General features: G+C 70.2%; 13 protein-coding genes. 6 read left to right on the plus strand and 7 right to left on the minus strand.

Translation table 11 applies throughout. The features are described from left to right. Positions 1 to 4 precede the first annotated feature (4 nt). Positions 5 to 2,968 (plus strand): DEAD/DEAH box helicase, encoded by a 2,964-nt coding sequence (locus F0344_RS03425; RefSeq protein ID WP_185297348.1) that lies wholly within the window; start codon positions 5 to 7, stop codon positions 2,966 to 2,968. Beyond that, positions 2,968 to 7,089 (plus strand): Eco57I restriction-modification methylase domain-containing protein, encoded by a 4,122-nt coding sequence (locus F0344_RS03430; protein WP_185297349.1) that lies wholly within the window; start codon positions 2,968 to 2,970, stop codon positions 7,087 to 7,089. The genes F0344_RS03425 and F0344_RS03430 overlap by 1 nt, the downstream gene beginning before the upstream one ends. An 80-nt stretch (positions 7,090 to 7,169) precedes the next feature. On the opposite strand, the gene F0344_RS03435 is transcribed toward F0344_RS03430, so the two are convergent. Beyond that, positions 7,170 to 7,361, minus strand: a complete 192-nt coding sequence (locus F0344_RS03435; protein WP_185297350.1) for a DUF397 domain-containing protein — start codon at positions 7,359 to 7,361, stop codon at positions 7,170 to 7,172. After that, a complete protein-coding gene (locus F0344_RS03440; RefSeq protein WP_185297351.1) occupies positions 7,358 to 8,260 on the minus strand; it encodes a helix-turn-helix domain-containing protein in 903 nt (300 codons plus the stop codon). Before F0344_RS03440 ends, F0344_RS03435 begins: the two co-directional genes overlap by 4 nt. Positions 8,261 to 8,440: 180 nt before the next feature. On the opposite strand from F0344_RS03440, the gene F0344_RS03445 reads away from it, so the two are divergent. Next, the gene (locus F0344_RS03445) at positions 8,441 to 8,881 is read left to right on the plus strand and encodes an ATP-binding protein (RefSeq protein ID WP_185297352.1); all 441 of its coding nucleotides are present in this window, start codon (positions 8,441 to 8,443) and stop codon (positions 8,879 to 8,881) included. 143 nt (positions 8,882 to 9,024) lie between these two features. Here F0344_RS03445 and F0344_RS03450 read toward each other — a convergent pair whose 3' ends face one another. The 5 genes from F0344_RS03450 to F0344_RS03470 form a co-directional block, all read right to left on the minus strand. Then, the gene (locus tag F0344_RS03450) at positions 9,025 to 10,254 is read right to left on the minus strand and encodes a hypothetical protein (RefSeq protein WP_185297353.1); all 1,230 of its coding nucleotides are present in this window, start codon (positions 10,252 to 10,254) and stop codon (positions 9,025 to 9,027) included. Between the two features lie 70 nt (positions 10,255 to 10,324). Further along, a complete protein-coding gene (locus F0344_RS03455; protein ID WP_185297354.1) occupies positions 10,325 to 11,428 on the minus strand; it encodes an AAA family ATPase in 1,104 nt (367 codons plus the stop codon). Then, positions 11,425 to 13,320, minus strand: coding sequence for a DUF1998 domain-containing protein (gene drmB / locus F0344_RS03460; RefSeq protein WP_185297355.1), 1,896 nt, complete (start codon positions 13,318 to 13,320; stop codon positions 11,425 to 11,427). The genes F0344_RS03455 and drmB overlap by 4 nt, the downstream gene beginning before the upstream one ends. Next, positions 13,317 to 16,484, minus strand: coding sequence for a helicase-related protein (locus F0344_RS03465; RefSeq protein WP_185297356.1), 3,168 nt, complete (start codon positions 16,482 to 16,484; stop codon positions 13,317 to 13,319). The genes drmB and F0344_RS03465 overlap by 4 nt, the downstream gene beginning before the upstream one ends. Positions 16,485 to 16,569: 85 nt before the next feature. Beyond that, the gene (locus F0344_RS03470) at positions 16,570 to 17,448 is read right to left on the minus strand and encodes a sigma-70 family RNA polymerase sigma factor (RefSeq protein WP_258049643.1); all 879 of its coding nucleotides are present in this window, start codon (positions 17,446 to 17,448) and stop codon (positions 16,570 to 16,572) included. Between the two features lie 183 nt (positions 17,449 to 17,631). Here F0344_RS03470 and F0344_RS03475 point away from each other — a divergent pair, with 183 nt between their 5' ends. The 3 genes from F0344_RS03475 to F0344_RS03485 all read left to right on the plus strand — a co-directional run bounded on the left by F0344_RS03475 (position 17,632) and on the right by F0344_RS03485 (position 21,687). Beyond that, positions 17,632 to 17,823: a hypothetical protein gene (locus tag F0344_RS03475; protein ID WP_185303024.1), complete on the plus strand. Its 192-nt coding sequence runs from the start codon at positions 17,632 to 17,634 to the stop codon at positions 17,821 to 17,823. 778 nt (positions 17,824 to 18,601) lie between these two features. After that, a complete protein-coding gene (locus F0344_RS03480) occupies positions 18,602 to 20,380 on the plus strand; it encodes a DUF4357 domain-containing protein (protein ID WP_185297358.1) in 1,779 nt (592 codons plus the stop codon). Continuing rightward, a complete protein-coding gene (locus F0344_RS03485; RefSeq protein ID WP_185297359.1) occupies positions 20,377 to 21,687 on the plus strand; it encodes an McrC family protein in 1,311 nt (436 codons plus the stop codon). The genes F0344_RS03480 and F0344_RS03485 overlap by 4 nt, the downstream gene beginning before the upstream one ends. Positions 21,688 to 21,712: the final 25 nt, after the last annotated feature.

Here is a 21,712-nt window from a genome sequence, read left to right on the forward strand (position 1 = left end):
CTTCATGAGCCTCACGTACTCCGCAGGTTCCCTCGTGGCCGCCCGTGGCCGCGAGTGGGTGGTGCTGCCCGAGAGCGCGCCCGACATGCTGGTGCTGCGCCCGCTAGGTGGCGGCGACGACGACCTCGCCGCCGTCTTCCCCGCCTTCGAGGAGGTACGTCCGGCCGAGTTCGCCGCCCCGGACGCCGACGACCTCGGCGACCAGCACGCCGCCGGCCTGCTGCGGACGGCGCTGCGCGTCGGTTTCCGCTCGGGTGCGGGCCCCTTCCGCTCGCTGGCTTCGATCGCCGTGGAACCGCGCGCCTACCAGCTCGTACCGCTCCTGATGGCCCTGCGCCAGCGCACGGTGAGGCTGCTGATCTCCGACGACGTCGGCATCGGCAAGACCATCGAGGCCGGACTGATCGCCACCGAACTGCTCGCGCAGGGCGAGGCGACCCGGCTGACCGTGCTGTGCTCCCCCTCCCTCGCCGAGCAGTGGCAGGGGGAGCTGCGGGAGAAGTTCGGCATCGACGCCGAGCTCGTCCTGGCCTCCACGGTCTCCCGACTCGAACGCGGCCTGGAACTGGGCCAGTCGCTCTTCGACAAGTACCCGCACACGATCATCTCGACGGACTTCATCAAGTCCACCCGCCACCGCGAGGACTTCGTCCGCCACTGCCCTGACCTGGTCATCGTCGACGAAGCACACACCTGCGTCGCCGCCGACGACGTCCACGCGGGCGGCAGGAAGACCAATACCCACCAGCTGCGTTACGAACTGCTCCAGCGCGTCGCCGCCGACCAGGACCGCCATCTGCTGCTGCTGACCGCCACCCCGCACTCCGGCAAGGAGTCCGCGTTCCGCAACCTGCTCGGCCTGATCAGGCCCGACCTGGCCGAGGTCGACCTGGACTCCCCGACGGGCCGCGCCCAGCTCGCCGAGCACTTCGTCGCCCGCAAGCGCGCCGACGTCCGCCAGTACCTCACCAAGGAGGACGGACTGGCCGACGACTCGCTCGTCGAGCGCACCGCCTTCCCCTCCGACCGCTGGACCAAGGACGAGCCCTACAAGCTCACCCCCGAGTACCGCGCCCTCCTCGACGACGCCATCGCGTACGCCGCCGACCGGGTGCGGACCGCCGACGGCCAGGGCAAACGCGAGGCGCGGATCGCCTGGTGGTCGGTGATCGCCCTGCTGCGCTCGATGGTCTCCTCCCCCGCTGCCGCCGCCCAGACCCTGAAGACCCGCTCCACGGCGGCCGTCGCCCGCAGCGCGGAGGAGGCCGACGTGCTCGGCGCTCCCCTCACCCAGGACTCCGCCGACGCCGACACCCTGGAGGGCCTGGACGTCGCCCCCGGCGCGAGCGAGGGCGAGGACGCCGGCGCCCGTCTGCTCGAACTGTCCGAGCGGGCCGCCGCCCTGTCCGGCCAGCAGAGTGACGCGAAGCTGAAGGCCCTGGTCAAGCACCTCAAGGCGCTGCTCGCCGACGGCTACAACCCCATCGTCTTCTGCCGTTACATCCCCACCGCCGAATACCTCGCGGCGGAGCTGGGCGGCACCGAGGGCAAGCCGGGCAAGCTCGGCCGCAAGGCCCATGTCGCGGCCGTCACCGGCACCCTCTCCCCGCAGCAGCGTCTGGAGCGGATCGAGGAGCTCGGCGCGCAGGGCGCCGACGACCCGGCCGCCCGCCGCGTCCTGATCGCCACCGACTGCCTCTCCGAGGGCGTCAACCTCCAGCACCACTTCGACGCCGTGATCCACTACGACCTCGCCTGGAACCCCACCCGTCACGACCAGCGCGAGGGCCGTGTCGACCGGTACGGGCAAAAGCGCGACCAGGTCCGCGTCATCACGATGTTCGGCGGGGACAACGGCATCGACGGCAAGGTCCTGGAAGTCCTCTTCGCGAAGCACCGCCAGATCCAGAAGGACCTCGGCATCTCCGTCTCCGTCCCCGACGAGACCGCCTCGGGCGTCACCGACGCCATCGTCGAATGGCTCCTTCTGCACGGCCGCCAGGGCAGCCAGGAGACCCTGTTCGAGATGCCGGGCACGCAGGCGACCCTCGACCGTGTTGAGCGCGACTGGAACTCGGCGGCCGAGCGGGAGAAGGCCTCCCGTTCCAAGTACGCGCAGCGCTCCATCCACCCGCAGGACGTCGCCCGCGAGGTCGCCGAGGTACGGGCCGCGCTCGGCGGCGGCGACGAGGTACGCGACTTCGCCCTGGCCGCCCTCCAGGGCCTGGAAGCCCTGGTCCGCGACCCCCGCGACGGCTCCGGCGACTTCACCGCGCAGGTCGGCGGCACCCCGGCCGGTCTGCGCGACGCACTCGCCGCGACCCTGGGCGGCCGGCTGGTCGAGGAGGACCGCCAGATCCCCTTCCGTACGACTCCGGCGATCGCCCGCGGTGAGGCCGCCCTGGTCCGCACCGACCCGGCCGTCGGCGCGCTCGCCTCGTACGTCCTCAACTCGGCTCTGGACAGCGGCACTCCGGGCCCCCGCCCGGCCCGCCGCTGCGGCGTCGTCACCACCGACGCGGTGACCACCCGTACGACCCTCCTCCTGGTCCGCTACCGCTTCCACCTCACCCTGCCGTCCCGCACCGGCGAGAAGCAGCTCGTCGCCGAGGACGCCCGGCTGCTCGCCTTCGAGGGCATGCCGCAGCGCGCCCGCTGGCTCGACGACGACGCGACGGCCGCACTCCTCGCCGCCCGCGCCTCCGCGAACACCAACCCGCAGATGGCCCGCAACCAGATCACCCGCAACCTCGACAACCTGCGCGAACTCACCTCCCATCTGGAGGAGTACGGGGAACAGCTCGCCGCCGCGCTCGACACCTCGCACCGCCGGGTCCGCAAGGCCAACGACGAGATCGTCCGCGGCCTGAAGGTCGTCCCCCAGAAGCCCGCCGACATCCTCGGCGCGTACGTCTACCTCCCCGCCGCCCCGGCCGCCGCCGTGACCCCCGCTGGAGCTGAAGCCTGATGTCCGCCGCCACCCGCACCGCTCCGGCCTTCACCTCCATCACCACCCTCGGCGGCCTGCTCCCCGCCGACATGCTGCTGCGCATCGCCGAGGCGAAGACCGTGCCGGGCACCAAGCCCGCCGACTACGGCCTGCCCGCCTCCGTGCCCGTACGCGACGAGGCCGAGCGCGCCTGGGAGTACCTCAAGCCGCTCTGGCGCGAGCTGCGCACCGCGCTGCCCTCCGACCCGGTCACCGGCGCCCCGGCCGCCGACCCGACCGGCCGTGCCTCCACGGACTGGCTGGCCCAGCTCTTCCGCAAGCTGGACTTCGGCGCCCTCACCCCGGTCGGCCCGCCCGGGATCCCCGCCGACTCCGACCCGTCCGTCGCCTTCCCCGTCTCCCACCGGCACGGCCCGGCCCTCCTCCACCTCATCCCGTGGAACCAGGAACCCGACAAGCGGCCCGCCCCCGGCCAGGTCCCCGCCCAGTCCCTCCTCCAGGACTGCCTCAACCGCACCGAGGCCCACCTCTGGGCGATCCTCACCAACGGCCGCCGCCTTCGTCTGCTGCGCGACTCCTCGGCCATGTCCACGGCCGCGTACGTCGAGTTCGACCTCGAAGCGATCTTCGACGGTGAGCTCTTCAGCGAGTTCGTCCTGCTGTACGCGGTCCTGCACGCGTCCCGCTTCGAGGTACCGGAGGGGTCGGCGGCCTCGGCGTGCTGGCTGGAGAGGTGGCGTACGGAAGCCGTCAACTCCGGCGCCCGCGCGCTCGACCAGCTCCGCCTGGGCGTCCAGCACGCCCTGACCGTCCTCGGCACCGGCTTTCTGCGCCACCCGGCCAACACCGCTCTGCGCGAGGACGTCGACCCCAAGGCCCTGCGCGAGGCCCTGCTGCGCCTGGTCTACCGCCTCCTGTTCGTCTTCGTCGCCGAGGACCGCGAGGCGCTGCTCAGCCCCGACGCCACCGACCGGCAGCGCGAGACGTACGCGAAGTACTTCTCCTCGGCCCGGCTGCGCATACACGCCCGCCGCCGCCAGGGCACGGGCCACGGCGACCTGTACGAGGCCCTACGCCTCGTCCTCGACGCGCTGGGCAGGGAGGGCGGCCGGCCGGAACTGGGCCTGCCGGGCCTCGGCGGCCTGTTCTCCCCCAACGACGCCGACAAGCCTCTGACCAGCCTGAAGCTGTCCAACGAAGCACTTCTCACGGCCGTACGTCACCTGGCCCAGGTCCGCGACCCCGGCGCCCGCCGCTGGCGCTCCGTCGACTACCGCCACCTGGACGCGGAGGAACTGGGCTCGGTCTACGAATCCCTCCTTGAGCTGGAGCCGAAGCACTCCGCCACCGACCGCAGCTTCGAACTCGTCGAGGTCGCGGGCAACAGTCGCAAGACAACGGGCAGTTACTACACCCCGTCCTCCCTCATCGAGTGCCTGCTCGACACCACTCTCGACCCGGTCATCGACGACGCGGTCAAGCGCGGCGAACAGCGCGCATCGGCCGCCGGCCACCCCGACCCGACCGACGACATCGCCGCCGAACTGCTGTCGCTGACGGTCTGCGACCCGGCCTGCGGCTCCGGCCACTTCCTGGTCGCCTCCGCCCGCCGCATCGCCAAGCGGCTGGCGTCGGTGCGCGAGCGCAACCCCGAGCCGACGACGGACGCGGTACGGCACGCACTGCACGAGGTCATCGCGCGGTGCATCTACGGTGTGGACCTCAACCCGATGGCGGTGGAGCTGGCGAAGGTGTCGCTGTGGCTGGAGGCACTGGAGCCGGGGAAGCCGCTGGGGTTCCTGGACGCTCATGTCAAGCGGGGCAACGGCCTGATCGGCGCGACGCCGAAGCTGCTGGCGGGTGGGGTACCGGACGACGCGTTCAAGCCCATCGAGGGCGACGACCGGAAGTACGCCTCGGGCCTGGTCAAGCGCAACAAGGCCCAGCGCGGGGGCCAGGACGAGCTCCTCTTCGGCGGGGGCACTCTGCCCAGCAACACCCGTTACGCCGCCGAGCTCGCCCGTATCGTCTCCGCTCCGGCCGACTCATTGGGGCAGGTTCACGCGCAGGAGTCCGCGTACCTCAGGTACATGGATTCGAGCGACTACGTCCAGGACCTGCACGCGGCCGACGCGTGGTGCGCGGCCTTCGTCTGGCCCAAGCAAGCGGGCGCCCCGGAGGCCCCGACGGACCAGGTCTTCCGCGCGCTGCGGGAGCGGGACCAGTCCGCCGTTCCGGACGCCACGCATGCCGAGATCCTGACCCTGCGCGACCAGTACCACTTCTTCCACTGGCACCTGGAGTTCCCGGATGTTTTCGCGGTCCCGGAGTCGGGGACGGGCGTACAGCCGGGGACGGGCTGGGCGGGCGGGTTCGACGCGGTGGTGGGGAATCCGCCGTGGGAGCGCGTCAAGCTCCAGGAGCAGGAGTTCTTCGCCCAGCGTGACGAGCGCATCGCGACCGCCAAGAACGCGGCGGCCCGCAAGCGCATGATCACCGCCCTGCGCGAGGACCGCGACGGCGCGCTACTGTACGCCGACTTCGAGGCCGCCAAGCGGCGCGCGGAAGGTGAGAGCCACTTCCTGCGCGTGAGTGACCGATTCCCGCTGACAGGGCGCGGCGACATCAACACGTACGCCGTCTTCGCGGAGACGGACCGGACACTGACGGGGCCTCGGGGACGGACTGGGGTGATTGTCCCGACGGGGATCGCCACGGATGCGACGACGCAGTTCTTCTTCAAGGAAATTGTGATGCAAGGGCAGTTGGCGGCCCTCTACGACTTCGAGAATGAGGACAAGGTCTTCCCGGGCGTCCACAACCAGCTGCGGTTCTGCCTCTTCATGCTGCGAAGTTCCGGAAGCCTTGACGAGCCTGCCCGTGTGGTCTTCAAGGTCCGCCAGGCGGAACAGATCCCCGAGAGGGCTTACCAGCTCACAGCAGCCGACATTCTCCGGATGAATCCGAACACCGGCACCTGCCCGGTGTTCAGCAGCCGTCGTGACGCCGAGATCACCCTCGACATCTACCGTCGCGTACCGGTTTTGGTGGACGAGAACAAGCCCGACGGCAACCCGTGGGGCGTGTCGTTCATGACCATGTTCCACATGTCCAACGACTCCCACCTCTTCCGCCCCAGCGCCGAGCACAACGAGACCTTCGAGGACCTCCTGAAGGACGGCTGGGAGTTGGAGGGCAACATCCTCGTCCGCAACGACGAGCGGCTCCTCCCGCTCTACGAGGCGAAGATGCTCCATCACTACGACCATCGCTTCTCCACCTACGAAGACGCCACCGAGAAGCAGCTCAACAAGGGCACTCTCCCCCGCTTCACCCCGGACCAGCACCAGGACGCCTCGGCTGTTCCCATGCCGCGTTACTGGGTCCCGGAGCAGGACGTCCCGACCGGCGAGGTGGACAAGCACGGGAAGCCAGTCATGACTCCCGGCGTACGGAGTCGCCTGGCAGCGAAGGGTTGGGACCGGGAATGGGTTATGGGGTGGCGGGACATCGGCCGGACCAGCGACGAGCGGACGATGATCAGTTCAGCGGTACCAGCGCACGGCTTTGGCCACCCGTTTCCCCTCGCCCTGCCCAGCGCTTCAGGCCAAGCGCCACTTCTCCTTGCCGTTCTCTCCGCCATGGCATTCGACTACGCCGTACGCCAGAAGATCGGCGGCACCCACCTCACCTACGGATACGTGGAACAGTTCCCTGTTCCGACCCCTGACACCCTGAGCCGCTATACGGACTTCATTCAACCCCGCCTGCGCGAACTCACCTATACGGCCGACGACATGGCGGGCTTCGCCCGCGACCTCGGCGACACCGGCTCCCCCTTCCGCTGGAACCCCGACCGCCGCGCTGCCATCCGCGCCGAGTTGGAAGCCCTCTTCTTCCACCTCTACGGCATCTCTCGCGACGACACCGCCTACATCCTCGACACCTTCAACGTCACCCGCGACAACGACATCAAGGCCCACGGCGAGTACCGCACCAAGAATCTGATCCTCGCCGAGTACGACCGCATGGCCGCCGCCGGCCTCACCCTCGAAACCCCCCTCGACGAGTCCGAGACCGGCACCTACCGCTCCACCCTCACCCCACCCCCCGGCCACGGCCCCCGCCATCCGGCCTGACCGGTTCCATCCCCGACGAACGAGAAAGCCGCCCACCACCGGAATCCCGGTGGTGGGCGGCTCCAGTCTGGTCGAGCCGCTCAGCGCCCCGCCGTGAACCGTACGAACCGCCCCCACCCTTCACGGCCCACCGCGAAGGCGGCCCGCTCCAGGTCCTTGGAGTCCCTTACGTGGACGGCCTGTTCGGCGAACGCGACCTCTACGCAACTGTCACCCTGGGTGCCGCTGTAGCTGGACTTGAACCAGGCAAGTTCCGTCGTACCGCTGCTCATAGCTCTCCTCGCACTCGCTCCAGCAGGTCCCGCGATTCCTTGGGGTTGAGGGCCTGCGAGCGCAGTGTGTCATAGCGACGGCAGAGCAGACTGACCTCTTTCGGATCACCGATCAGACGCCCGTTCTGCTGGCCCTCGGAGTAGCCGAGCCGCCGTCCCTCCACGGTCTCCAGCAACTGCACAGGCCCATCCAGGCACCCGTGGAACTCCAGTTTTGTCGGCACTACTTGCAGCGTCACATTGCGTGGTGCAGTCAGCTCAAGCACGTGGTCCAACATGTCCGCCTGCACCTGGTCCCCGCCCAACCCCCGCCGGAAGACCGACTCCTCCACGATGAAACCAAAGGGCACGGTCGGCCTGTCCCGCATCATCGCCGCCCGCTCCATTCGCGCGGTGAGCTGAGCCTCGGTCTGCGCGTCCGTCAGCAGCGGAATGCTGTTGTCGAACACCGCCCGCGCATACGCCTCCGACTGCAACAGCCCCGGCACCAGCCGACATTCATACGTACACAGACTCACCGCCTCCCGCTCCAGCCGCGCCCACTGCCGGAACCAAGCCGCCAGCCCCACCTCCCCCCGGCTGAGATGCCGGGCCGACTTCCGCAGCGCCCCCGTGTTCCCCAGCGGCTCCTCCGCCCGCTCGACGAACGCCTCGTCCGGCATCCGCCGCCCCAACTCCACCGACTCCACCGTGTGCTTGGAGTACCGAACCAGCTCGGCGAACTCCGCCCGGCTCAGCCCCGCGTGCTCGCGCAGCGCCTGAAGGACCGCCCCGAACGTCCGCAGGCTGTCCGACGGATGCGGCTCCCGCTCCCACTCGCCCGCCGGCACCGCCCGCGCACCGGCTTCCCCGACCGCCGCACCCTCACCGCTGTCCCCGACCTCCTCGACGATGCCCATCCGCCGTCCCTCTCTGCCGTGCCGCACTCCGTACTGTCCGGGGCCCGCCCACCGCTCGCACCCCATCCACTCAGAGTGACCACACATCTTCGTACTGTCCACCCCGCGTGCCCGTACGCTCACTCCGCGTACGGGGTGTGCCTCTCGCGGCCGCTCACCTCGGACCACCACGCTGGCCTCATGAACCAGACCGCCCCCCAACTGCGCACATCCGTACAGTTGTTCTCTCAGCAGCTGTCATCAACCCGTCGCGGCGCCCGCCTCGCCCGCCTGCTCGCCGTGGCCGAACTGCTCTCCTGGGGCGCCCCGCCCGACCTCACGGAGCGTGCCGAACTCGTCGTCGCCGAACTCGCCGCCAACGCCGTACTCCACGGCCACACCCCCGGCCGCGACTTCCGTATCGCCCTCGCCTACGACCCGCCGACCGACCGCCTCCGTATCGAAGTCACCGACTCCCGGGGCGACCGCCTCCCGAAGATCCCCCCGGCGGCCCCCGCACCCGACACCGGCGGACGCGGCCTGCGTCTCGTCGCCGCCCTCGCCGACCACTGGGACAGCGTTCCCTACCCGCCCAGCGGCAAGACCGTCCGCGCTCTGCTCTCCGAACCGGTCGGCCCCTGACCTCGCCGCGCCCCACCCCCGGCACGCCGCGAACTCATGACAGGCCATGCCCTGTCCGCCGGACAACGGCCCGGCCTCGGCGACCACACGCGCCGACTCCGTGATGCGCGGGAAGCACGGGAAGCACGGGCCGGCGGGGCGATTCACTCGCTCTCTTCGCCGCCCTCCTGCTCAGACGACTGCGCAGCGCGGATCGCCAGGACTCCCACGGCCACGACCGCGACACCCACCCCCGCAGCCGCCGCTTTGCGTCCCGCCTCTGCGGCCGCGTTCTTCAACTGTTTCGCGTCCTTGGCCGCGTCCCACCAGCGGGTCCCCTCCGTCGAGCGTCGACCGGACTCGATTCCGAGCGGCCTGTGGAAGTCATCGACGGTCTTGCCGGCCTGGTTGACCGAGGCCACCACGGCCCGGTGGACGGACAAGTGGAGGAGCACATTGGAGCGGGCCGTGTCGGCAGCCGTGTCCATCCGCGCCATCAGGTGCTCGACAGCCTCCGAGATGAGCTCCCGCCGCCTCTGCCTGTCCTCCTTGAGCGCGAGCCGACGTCCGTCCAGCTTGTCCGGGGACTCGTACAGCACCCGCTCCAGTCGCAGCAGGTCGAGCGCGTTCTGCAGCTCGTAGCACCGAGCCACAACGGGGAGGAGATCCTGGAGTTTGGCGTCCACTTCCCTGGCGGACTCGGCCAGGTCGCCGACCTTGGTCGCACTCTCCATCCGCTTCGCGAGTGCGTCGAGTCGGCGCAGCGCCCACCCCAGAGCGTCCGTGATCGTGTGGGTCCTGGCCTGCACCGTCGACCACGTGTCATCGTCGACCCGGCCCTCCAGTCGCAGGACGGTCATGGCGGACTCGATGTCGAAGCCCGCTCCGACCACCTTCCCCAGTTCGACGTCCTCCTGTGCGCGGATCACGTCGTCGATCTTCTTGTCGATCGTCGCGAGATAGCTCTTGATCTCGCTCATCTCCTGCTGTCTGGAGAGCTGCGCCATGATTCCCGCGACACCGGCGAGGTTCGCCGGGTTGACCAAGAAGGAGCCGGCTCCCTTCTCCGCCTGGAGCCACGACTTGATCAGCCCAGGCTGCCCCACCATCACATGGCTGACGCCTGGCGTTCCGGTCTCCATCAGCCCGTGTTCCTTGACGAGGCGCGCGGACTCCTTCGTCAACTTCAGCCAGCACGCCGAGTTGGCGGACATCTCGGAGCCTGTCTGTGCGACCGCGGCCCCGAAACGGAGCAGAGCTCCCAGCCTTCGCCCGCTGATCTCCGTCGCCAGCGACAACAGCCGTTCGGAGGCGAGGAAATGCTCGACATCCTTCTGACTGCCGAGGACCGTGATCCCGTCGCCGTCGCTGATCAACTGAATCTTCTTGTCCATGGTCCACTCCTGAAACGGCGCCGTGCAGCGGGTAGTAGTTGGGGAGCGGCGGGATGCCCTCCGCCACGTTTCATTTCATCGTCGCCCAGCCCCGCAGCCCTTCCAGGTGACCGGGCAGCCGATTGCCCTGCCAGCCCAGGACGAGGCGCTGACGGGCGCGGGTGATCATGACGTAGTAGGCCATGCGCAGTGCGGCGGACGTCGGGTCGGTGGCCGCGTCGGTCTCGGTGTCGGCGATGACGACGGTGTCGAAGTCGAGCCCCTTGGCGCTCTCGCGGTGGACGAGGACGACGCCGGGGCGGGCCAGGTCGAGGTCGCGGTAGCGGCCGGTGCTCGCCGCCGAGCTGTAGAGCTGCGGTTCGGCGGGGAGGCCGGCCCTTTCGAGGCGGCGTAGGAGGTCGGCACCCGTACGCAGCGACGCCACGATCACCCCGACCCGGTCGCGCGGGTTCCGCAGGGACAGCGTGGCGATCTCTTCGGAGATCTCCTTGGTACCGGAGAAGTGGCGGACGACGGGCAGGGAACCGCTGCGGAGCGGGATCTCTGGGCGGGTGCCGCCGGTGCGGAAGAACTCGGCGAGGGAGGCGATCTCGCGGGTGTTGCGGTGGTTGCCGCCGATCTCGGTCCGTCCCGTCGAGCGGCCGAGGGTTTGGGTGATCTCGGCGAGGGTGGAGTTGGTTTCGGTGAGGCGCTGGCACTCGTCGGCGAAGACCGTGACCGAGGCTGCGGAGAGACGGGCCAGCCCGTAGAAGCCCGGTGACAGGTCCTGGCCTTCGTCGATGACGAGGTGGGGCGCTCCCGAGTCGTCCTCGCCGAAGGTGGCTGCGGCACGGTGGATGAGGGCCGTCCAGTCGAACCAGCCGTCCCCGGTGCGTGGGGCGTCGGCGCCGAAGCGGCGGTTGATCCAGCCATGGACTGTGGCGGTCTCGACGGGGGCCGCGGGGATCGCGAGGTCCTTGAGGGTGTCCCGCAGGAGTTGGCTGAGCAGCCTGGAACGGGACAGCAGCACGGTGGGGCGGCCGGTGAGGGCGAGGTGGACGGCGCGGTGGGCGGCGAGCAGGCTCTTGCCGCTGCCGGGCGGGCCGCTGACGAGGTGGTGTCCGCTCAGGGGCAGGTCGTCCAGGCAGAGGCGTTGGGCTGGAGTGAGGTCGGTGTGGAGCACGGGGGTTTTCACAGCGGGCGTCCCAGGGCGGTAGCGGTGGCGGCTGCGGCCTCGCGGCTCGCGGTGAGGACGTCGCTGAAGTAGCCGGGGACCTGGGCGGAGCCGACGACCAGGGCCCGGTCCAGGAGGGTGTTGCCGGTCTGGCAGCTCGTCTCGGGGAGCAGGGTGCAGGCGTGGCAGGCGGCCCGGTTGAGGTTTCCGAAGCCCTGGCCGGTGTGCTCCGCGCACAGGGGGTCGGCGGAGCACCAGGCAGCCGCCTCCAGCATCCGGACGAGGGTCTCGGCGAAGTGCGGTGCCTCGCCCTGGCGGACGAGTCCGCCGAGGGTGCCTTCGGCGTCGCCGGCTGCCGTGTAGACGAGCAGACCGTGCTGGCCGTACTCGGGGCGGCCGTAGACCCGCTCGCGCAAGGAAGCGGTGGTGTAGCCGGAGTCGAAGGAGAGCTGACGGATCAGCAGGTGGGCGAGGGTGTGCAGGAGTACGAAGCGGGGGGAGAGTTCGGCGCCGGCGGTCTCGGCGAGCTGCTCGGCGCGGAACGAGGCGTCGAGGTCGTCGCGGACGCGGTGCACGTGCGCCCGTACGCGGGGGTCGCGTTCCCAGTCGGCGAGGCGCTGCTCGTCGAGGCTGAGGACGAGCCCCTCGCCGTAGACCTCCGTCGCGGGAAGCCAGCGCAGGCGGCCGCTGGTGTCGGCGGGGACGAGGAGGCCGTGCGGGGCGTAGCGGCGGAAGCCGGTCAGGGCCCGTACCTCGCGGAGGCGGTCGACGAGGAGGACACCGCCGACGTGGGCGTCGAGGGCGGCCCAGGGCTCCTCCGTGTCGCCGTCCAGGCCGAGGTTGCCGCGGCGTACCGCGAACTCCTTGGTGGGTTCCGGGAACTGCTCGGCGGCGAAGGCGTCCCACTCGTCGCGGCTGAGGTCGAGCTTCTCCGGTGCCGGCCGGGTGGCGGGCACCGGTGCGGGGGTTCCGGTTGCCTCGGCGAGGAGCTGGTCCATGAGGCTGTCGGAGGCCCCGGTGTCTTCCTGGATCATGCCGCGGAAGAGGTCCGCCCGGGGTGTGCCGGCCACGGCGAGCAGGTTCTCCCAGTACCCGTGGTCGCGTACGGATTCGGCCGTGTCGGATTCCTGCGCCGTCTGCTTCGGCTCCGTGGTCTGCGGGATGTCGAGCGCCGAGTACACGACCGGGTGGTAGACGTTGCCGGCGGTGCGCTGCACGACGTGCACCTGCTGGCCGCAGGTGACGTCGGGATTCCGGCGCTGCCAGGGGTTGCGGGCCGAGCAGCGTCCGGGCTGGGGGCCGAGGACGTCGAGCAGGTCGCGTGTGGCTCCGCACGGCCGGCCGGCCCGGGTCCCTCCGCAGCGGATCGAGAGCGCTTCGAGTCCGGAGGCCCGGTCGGCGACAAGGAAGCTGAGACGACCGGCCTTCCACGCGTGCGGTGCCTCGGAGCACGCGTCGCGCTGCTCGGCCGGGAGCTTGGAGTGGGCCCAGTACCACCAGTCGACGTCGTCGAGGTGCCCGTCCGGGCAGATACGGACGAACCGCATCGGGGCGAGGCGGGGTGCTGCGGCGCAGGCCTTGCAGAGCGGCGGTTCGCCGGGCTTCTCGTCCTCGCGCAGGAAGCGGACCATCGTCCGGCAGGCCCCGCAGAACAACCAGCCGGGGAAGCGCACATAGGGGACGCCGGGGCGGTCGGTCCGGTCGTAGAGGTCGTTGAGTGTGTGCGGGGCAGCGTGGAATGCGGTGACGCCCAGGCGGGCGGCGAGCCGCTCGGAAGGCACGGGTGTCCTGCCCTGTTGCGGCCACATCTCGATTCCGGCGGCGACGAACGACTCGCCCTGGACGTCGAGGACGGCGCCGACACCGAACGGCAGTACCGTCTGCGCCTGACGGACCCGGAGTTTCCGCTTCACTTTCCTGCTCCCGTCACGGTGATCTGGCATTCGCGGTCGACGCTGCGCATGGAGTTGAGGGCCTCCCACAGGCCGTAGCGCTGCTCGAAGGCTTTGAGCAGGTTGTGCTGGCCCTTGCCCTGGCTTCGGTAGTAGAGGTCCTTGCCCTCCGCCGCAGCCGCCTCGGCCTGCCGGCACCAGTCGTCCAGGTGGTAGCCGAGTTCCCGGCGGACGTCGGCCCGTACGGTCTTGGCGCGTACGGTGTCGCCGCCCTTGCGTACGGCTCCGCCCTCGGCGATCGCCGCGCGGTCGGCGAGGGCGTCGGCGATCCGGTCGGCTTCGGCCCGGTGGCCGGTGATCCGCCCGGCCTGGTTCTCCGCCGCCAGGCCGAGCCGGTGGCGTACGAGGACGACGAGTGCGGCGTGCAGCGCGCGGCGGCGGGCGGGCAGCGACCAAGGCGTGATGCTGGCGGGCTCGACGTAGCGGTAGAGGGCGCTGTGGTAGTCGATGAAGGTCTCGTAGTGGGAGCGGTCGCGCGGACGGGTGGCGTTGAAGTAGGTGACGACGAGTCCGGGCACGCGGTGACGGCCGACGCGGCTGGTGGCCTGGATGTACTCACCAGTGGTCTTGGGCTGCCCCTGCATGAGGAGGTAGGCCAGCCGCTTCACGTCGACGCCTACGGAGAGCATGTTCGTACACGGCAGGAACGAGACCGACCGGGGATCTGTCCAGGGCTTCTCAAGTCGGTCGAGAAGGATGGGCTGTTCGGCACGCGGCAGGTTGCTCGTGAGTTCCTGGACCTCGCCGTCATTCAGCCCGCGTACGCCCGCCCCCTCGTCGAGACCGCGGATCTGGGCGGGGATGTCGTCGCCGGCCGCGGTGACGGTGCGGCCCAGTTCGCGCAGGCTGTGGTGGTAGGCGACGAGCGTCCAGTAGTCGTCACGGTGGTCCTCGGGGAGCTGGTGGACGCCTTGGAGCATGGCGGCGGTGGTGGCGACGGCGCCACGGCCCGCAGTGTGCCCCTGGGCCATGACGCCGAGGTAGAGGCGGCCGGGGCGACTGTCGTCGGGTACGGCGAAGAAGCTGTCGTGGGCGTCGATTCCGGATGGTGGGAAGAGCTGCACGTCCTGGTTGTGCAGGGCGCGGACCTGCTCGGCGGAGCGGCGAATGGTGGCGGTGGCCGCGACGATCTTCGGCGGGCGGCCGTCCGGGCCCGTGCACAGTTCGAGCACGGCCGACTCGTAGAGGCCGACGGTGGTTCCCAGCGGTCCGGTGAGCAGGTGCAGCTCGTCCTGGATGATCAGGGACGGGGCCGGGTTCGCCGTTCCGGCGCCGAAGAGCCGTCCGGAGAGGGGTTCCCACGCGAGCCGGGCGAACTTGTCGACGGTACCCAGGACGAAGGTGGGGGGCTCCTGGTAGAGGTGCTGATCGACCACGGCCACCGGCAGGACGTCGTGGAACGCACACTCGTCGCGGGTGCAGAAGAAGGAGAACCGGCCGCTCTCCGCCCGGACTCCGTAGTCGGCGCGGACGGTGGAGCGGGTCGGCGGCAGGACACGGGTCCCGCACCAGGGGCAGCGGTCGAGGATGAAGACGTCCTCGGGGTGGGACGCCTGGCGTTGCTGGTCGAAGGCGTCCTTGGCCGCCTGGAAACTGTTGGGGGTCGTCGACTCGCCGACCCACAGGCCAATAGTGATCGCCTCGTCGCCGAGGCCCAGTTCCGGTTCACTGCGGCGCAGGTGCTCCATGGCGCAGATCGTGGTGGCGGCGCGCTGGAACTGCTGGGTGGTGAGCAGGCTGAGGGTGTACCGGCTCAGTACGGTCGTCCCGCCGCCCTCGCCGCGGATCCGGCGCAGGGCGATGGTGAAGGCGGCGAGCAGCAGGTACGCCTCCGTCTTGCCGCCGCCGGTGGGGAACCAGATCAGGTCGGTCGTCTCCCGGTCGCGATGCCCGGGGTCGGCGACTCCGTCGAGGGCGAGCAGGAAGAAGGCGAGCTGGAACGGCCGCCAGGTCGCCTGGTCGTCGACCGGCGGGTCGACGGCCGCCGGATCCGTACGACGACGACGTTCCCCGGCCTGGTCGGGCGCGGAGTGCCGCATCTGTAGCAGCATGACGCGCTGGGCGATGCGGAAGGCCGCGAGCAGCTCGGGGTACTTCGGGTCGAAGAGGGTGCGCACACCCGATTCGATGCGGGTGACGGCCTGGCCGATGCGGTCGAGGATCCGGTCGGCGGCCTCCCGCCCCCAGGCCGGGACCTCGACGGAGCGGAGTCCGGCGTACCAGCCGTGGTAGGCGGACACGAACTCAACGAGCTCTTCACGGAGTTGGGCGTCGCTGGTCCTGGGGTCGGCGAGGTGGGCGAGCCTGAGCGCGGGAGCGTGGAGAGGCCCTCCGGCCCTGGTGGCCGGGACTTCCGCGCGCGGCAGGATCTCGCAGGCGAGGAGTTCGACCCAGCCGCCCGGTCCGCGGTCCTCGCGGACGGCGCAGCCGTGTCCGACGGCGTGGGTGACAACGTGCCTGTACTGGAGGCGCAGTTCGCGCTCCTCGGGGTCGCGGCTGGCGAGCCGGACGCTGGGGTAGGGCAGGACGGGGCCACCGAGGGGGCGCACGCTCAGTCCGCACTGGAACAGCATGTCGTCCCAGTTCGGCGGCTTGCTGTCACCGGAGTCGTGGCGGGCCGTGTTGACCAGCGCCACAGTGATCAGGGTGCCGTCGCCGTAGGTGCGTCGGCGCAGCCGGATCTCCGCGCGGCCACCGAGGACGGGCACGGCGTCCGGGCCGTCCGGGCCGATGACATGCGTCTCGGCGGGGAGGGGGCTCCGACGCCAGCGGCGCCCGTGCCCGGGTCCGCCCTTCAGCGTCTCGTAGCGTGCAGCGGTACAGGTCACCTCGACGCGGGCCGTGCCGGCGTAGAAGCTGAGGCCGAGGGAGGCGGGGAGCCAACTGTTGGTCTCGGGCACCGGGTCGGTCGCCGGGGAGACGTCCGGGGCGTCCTGTTCCACGCCGGGCGCCTCGGGGTCGTCCCCCGCACGGGCGAGCTGCCGCTGGAGGTCCGCCTGCTGCGGATAGAGGGTGCCCATGAGGTACTGCCGGTCGGGCGGCGCGTCGAGTACCTCGTCAACGCCGTGGGCGGGGCCGACGAGCTGGCGAGTGAGGTAGTCGACGAGTTCCTGGCGGGGATCCATGCGCGAGGTTCCTTAGGGGAAGGGCCGGCGGGCGAGGCGGTGCCGGGAGGTGGGACGGCGACGTGAGCGCCGGGCCGTGTACGGGTCAGCGGTGGGACGGCGCCAGGTCGTGCTGGATGGCGTGGCCCAGGAACTTCGCCTTGGCCTTGGGCTCAAGCTGGCGAATGCGCTCGCGGGTGACGCCGAAGACGACGCCAATCTCCTCCAGGGTTGACGGGTCGTCACCGTCGAGGCCCGTACGGCGGACGAGGATGTACCGGTCACGCTCGCAGAGGTGCTCCAGGAGGACGTGCCGTACACGTGCCTGGAGTTCCTTGCGGATCAGCACGGCCGGGGGACCGGGCAGTCGGCAGGGCCCCAGGATCAGGTCCCCGAGCACGAGGTTGTCGCCGATGATCCGGTCCAGGGAGTCGGTGGGACGGCTGATCCTGCGCAGCTTCTCCACCTCGGCGAAGGTGAAGCCGGTGGCGATGGCGACGTTCTCGACCGTCCTGGGGCGGCCTTCGCCCAGCAGCACACGCTCGGCCGCGGCGACCTTGCTGACCTTCTCGTGGACGTGCACGGGCAGCCGGATCATGGTGCCTTCGTCGGCGATGGCGCGCGTGATCGCCTGCTTGATCCACCACGTCGCATAGGTGGAAAACTTGAATCCCTTGGTGACGTCGAATTTGCGCACCGCGCGCAGCAGTCCGAAGGTTCCGTGCTGCGCCAGGTCCTCGACATCAAGACCTCGCCCTTGGTGTTTCAGCGCGATGCTCCACACGAGCCGCAGATTGTGCAGTACCAGGCACTCGTAAGCGCGCCACGGTTCGCCCACGCGCGGCAGCGCCTTGATCTCCTCCTCCGGAACGTCGCGGCTGAGGTCGGAGGTACCGCCGCGCAGGAGGACCGCGAGGCCCACCTCCTCGTCGGCCTTCAGCAGAACCTCACTCGCCTTCTTACGCCACCGGTCCTTTTCCAGCACGGCTCGTGCCACCCGGACGGCCTCTGCCAGCCCTCCGTCCGTACTCGGGGAAGTGGTACGGGTACGGGGTGCGACGCGCCGGGTCTCACGGGGTTTCGCCGGACTGGCGGATGCGCGGGCCGGGAGAGGCCGGGTGACAGGGAAGTCAGCGGTCAGTTCCCGCGCACCGGCGACGCTGATCCCATGGAGTCGAGCGACCCCGTCAAGGGCCAGCTTGCTGACGGCGCCGTCGGTGTCGGCGTAACGCGCGAGCATCCGCCGGGCCTGAGCGAGGCGCTTCGCCGCCTCGGAAACGGCTGTGTCGCCCCGATCGCCCGCACCGTCTATTCGCGGAACGTAACCAACCGTCGCTTTCGCCTCGGTCGCCCGGGGTGATGGACGAGGTGCTCGGGGCTGCGGCAGGTTCGATAACAGCGCACTCGGCAACTGCACTTCGGGGAACTGCGACCGGGGCTCCAAGCGGAGCGCACCATGCTCCTGCCGCTCCTCCCGACGCCGCTCCCGCACACGAATACCAACGGAGGCGAGTCCCTGGCGGAGCCGTCGACGCTGCTCGTCGGTGGTGAGCCCCAGCCGGGCAGCCTCTGAGGTGAATGCCTGGTCGCTGACCACCCCTGAGCGGGAGGCGCAGCCTTTCAACCTCTTGATGACGGACGGCAACTCCGCAGCGATTGTCTGCCGCTGCGCTCTTGTCCCCGGATCCCCACCCATACCGAACTCCCACCCACTGAGAAGAAGTGCGCACGCCGCTCGAATAGTCGAGCTGACACGCCCCACCTTAAAACTATTCTGTTTACAACGTCAACAGGTTCACCACATCCCTCTCACCCCGCCTCGCCCACCACGACCCCGAGGGGCGACGGGCACACCCTGACGGCAAGGCGACGAGTCAGACTCACCATGACGGGACCTCACTGAACCCCCACCGGTTCCCGCCCCCTCAATCGCGCATCAGTTCGCATTGACACGGCTAACGCCCGCCCCTGGGGCGGGCAATCGACATACGGGCAGCCTTCAAGGTGACGGCCATGCCGGTCGCACAAGCACCATGCGACCGACGCGGACCCCTTGCGCCACATCATCAATGCACCATTGACAGTGTCAACAGGTAGAGTCGCTGGCAGCACCTATCGCCGCCCGGAAGGCCATCTGCATGCCGCTCGCCGACAGCCCCGAATTCCGCCTCCCACTCCCCGGCGGGAACGGCGTCGCCACCGGGCGGTTGCTGTCCACTGTCGGAAACAACGGATCGCTGATGTTCCGGATCGACCAGGGGTCCGCGGTGGCGGCCGAGCAGCAGCCGGGCATCGGGGACCACGCACGGCGGCTGCGCGCCGAACTGCGCGGCAATGGAACTCTGGTCGACTCGCCCCGGTGGCCGGGCCAGTGGGAAAGCACCGCGGACCTGGACTGCAATTCACCCTCGTCAGCGGCAGCCATCGTGCTCGGGTACAACGGCAGCGGGCCGGCGTTGTGGCGCACCGCCGAAGGACATCCACTCGCCGACTTCCTGCCCACCAATTGGCGTGCCCCGCACAAGGCTTGGCTGGTACGAGGGGCCAACGTCTCCGGCCGGGATCTCGTGCGGCGCCTGTGGCTCCCCGAGAGTTTCGTTTCCCTCTCCGGAGCCCAGATGCCACGGCTGGAAGACCCGGACCCGACCAAGAGCACCCTGCGGCGCTACGTCGAGGAGGGGTACGAGGGCACCACCTCGTACCACCAGAAGCGCGGCCTGGTCGACGAACTGCACGCGTTCCTGACCCAGATGCGGGTGGGCGACACCGTCGCGACCCTCTCTGACGGGATGCTCCACCTGGGCGAGATCACCGGCGAGGCTATACAGACCGAGTCCCCCGGCGGGCTGTCGAACCTGCGGCGGTCCGTGGCCTGGCAACAGACCGGGCACCCTTACGAGGAACTTTCGGAGGAGTTGCAGCAGCGGCTCTCCCTCCAGCACGACGTCATCGACCTGACGAACATCATGGACAGCCTGACCCTGCTCGGCGCCCCCGGCCCGGCCGCCGCGGAGGAGACCGAGGAGCTGCCGGCCGAGACCGCGCCCCGCGAACTGGCCCTCCCTCCCATCCCTCCCGCTCTCGCCGAGGAACTGCTCGTACACGACCCCGCCTGGCTGGACGAGTTGCGCGAACTACTTTGGGACGAGAACCAGTTGGTGCTCTACGGGCCGCCCGGCACCGGCAAGACCTATCTGGCGATGAAGCTGGCCGAGCACTTCGGCGGTGGCCCGGAGCAGGTCACGCTCGTGCAGTTCCACCCGTCGTACGCCTACGAGGACTTCTTCGAGGGCTTCCGTCCGGAGGCCGACCCCGACTCCGGGGAGGTCGCCTTCCGGCTGAAGGCGGGACCGCTGCGCGAACTGGCAGACCTGGCCTCCCGCGAGGGCAACCAGCACATCCCGCACTTCCTGGTAATCGACGAGCTCAACCGGGCCAACCTCGCCAAGGTCTTCGGGGAGCTGTACTTCCTCCTTGAGTACCGCAAGCGGTCCGTCCGGCTCACCTACTCCGGGGACGACTTCCGGCTGCCGCCCAACCTGTTCGTCATAGGCACGATGAATACCGCGGACCGGTCGATCGCCCTGGTCGACGCGGCCATGCGCCGCCGCTTCGCCTTCGTCGAACTGTCGCCGCGTACGGAACCGACCCGTGGCCTGCTCTCCCGCTGGCTGCACCGGAACGACAAGGACCAGGAACCCGCGCACCTCCTCGACGCGCTCAACGAACGCATCGGGGATCCCGAGTTCGCCATCGGCCCGTCCTACCTGATGAAGCCCGGCGTCTACCGCGAGGGCGGCCTGGAGCGCACCTGGCGGACGAAGATCCTGCCGCTCCTGGAGGAGCACCACTACGGCGAGGGCATCGACGCCGTGTCCCGCTACGGGCTCGCCGAGCTGCGGAAGTCCCTCCCGTGACCCACGCGGTCCACCCGCCCGGCGACGCCCACCTCACGCCCGAGATCAGTCTGCGTGAGCACGACCCCGCCGTGTCCACCCTCCTGGACCCGGCCACCGGCCGAGCCCTGGCGGCCTCCGGGGTCCTGGAGAGCGCCACCCCCGACCCTCACCGGCCGGAACGCTGGCTGCTGCGGGCCGGCAGCCGGGTCGGGGCCGTACGGGTCCCGGTGCCCTGCCTGCCAGGGCCGGGAGTGGTCCTGCGCGTCTTCCCCAAGACGCCCGTCCGGCGCCTCTTCTTCCTCCTCGGCTTCAGCCTCGACCCCCGATCCGCCTGGCAGCGCGGCGACCACGGCGCCACCATCGACACCGGTGAGCACGACGACATCGTCCCCGCGCTCGCCCACGCCGTCGAGCGGCAGATCGACGCGGCACTGCGCCAAGGCATCGTCCAGGGCTACCGCCGTGTCGAGGAGACGGCAATGGTGGTACGCGGCCGGATCCGCGAGGCCGACCAGGTCCGGCTCCACTTCGGCCGCACCCCGCCCCTGGAGATCGCCTACGACGCCTACACCCCGGACACGGCCGAGAACCGCATCCTGCGTGCTGCGGTCGAGGCCTTGCTACGGGTCCCCGACGTTCCCGGTCCCGTACGACGCGCTCTCGCCCACCAGCGAGTACGACTCGCGGAGGTGACGCCTCTGGTACGCGGACAGCAGCTCCCCCGCTGGACACCGTCCCGGCTCAACGCCCGCTACCAGCCCGCCCTGCGGCTCGCCGAAGCCGTGCTGCGGGGCACGACTCCCGAGCACCGGCCAGGTCAACTTCCTCTCGACGGCTTCCTCTTCGACATGAACGTGCTCTTCGAGGACTTCGTCACCGGCGCTCTGCGCGAGGCGGTACGCGAACACGGACTCGTCGGCCGGCTCCAGGATGCGCACCGCCTCGACACCGCCGGACGCATCCGGATCGTTCCCGACCTGGTCGTGCACGGACCCGGCGGCCGCTCCCCGCTCGCGGTCGTCGACGCCAAGTACAAGAAGGAGAAGGCGGGCGCGTACCCGAACGCGGACCTGTACCAGATGCTTGCGTACTGCACCGCCCTCGGGCTGGGCGAGGGACACCTCGTGTACGCCGCCGGGCAGAGCGGCGGGCGCGTCCACGACGTACGCGGCAGCCGCCGGCCGGACTCCGAAGCAGGCGAACCGTACGGCGGGGGCGTACGGCTGCACCAGCACGTCCTGGACCTGGACCGCGAACCGGCGGCCCTGCTCGGCGCGCTCCGAGAGCTGGCCGCCCTGCTCACGTCCGGTCACCACAGCACATGATCGCCACGTGCACGTTCCTGCACGC

The sequence above is a fragment of the Streptomyces finlayi genome, from assembly GCF_014216315.1.
In the GTDB taxonomy this organism is placed as follows: domain Bacteria; phylum Actinomycetota; class Actinomycetes; order Streptomycetales; family Streptomycetaceae; genus Streptomyces; species Streptomyces finlayi_A.